The 405-nt window shown below is 64.7% G+C and carries 1 protein-coding gene; it reads right to left on the reverse strand.

Annotated elements, in window-relative coordinates; genetic code table 11:
• Window positions 1-193: patatin-like phospholipase family protein (locus RRF55_RS27280; protein ID WP_439419209.1), on the reverse strand; the 193-nt coding region annotated here is incomplete at its 3' end.
• Between the last annotated feature and the right edge of the window lie 212 nt (window positions 194-405).

Below are 405 nucleotides of genomic sequence, written 5' to 3' on the forward strand. Positions count from 1 at the left end.
CCAGCGTCTCGGGATCGACGCCGCGCGTCATGGACACGTCGACGCCGACGACGGGCCCGCTGTTCAGCCGTCGCATCAAATCGCTGGGGAAGTTTCGCAGCACGGCTCCGTCGACCAGCACCTGGCCGTTCATCACCACGGGCGGCATGACGCCGGGGATGGAGATGGAGGCGCGCAGAGCGTGGCGCAGCATCCCTTCACGATGAACCTCCAGCTTGCCCGAGGTAAGATTGGTCTATACGGCGAAGAAGGGCAGCAGCATGTCCTCCATCTGCACGTCGCCGAAGGCCTCTTTCATCATCGCCTTGACCTTGCGGGCGTGCGTCATGGCGATGATGGGCGGGGCGATGTCGGCCAGGGGGTCGGACAGGACGAAGGCCTGGCGGATGTGGTGCTCAAGCTCTT

This window comes from Klebsiella sp. K47 (genome assembly GCF_051858335.1).
Lineage (GTDB): Bacteria > Pseudomonadota > Gammaproteobacteria > Enterobacterales > Enterobacteriaceae > Klebsiella > Klebsiella pneumoniae.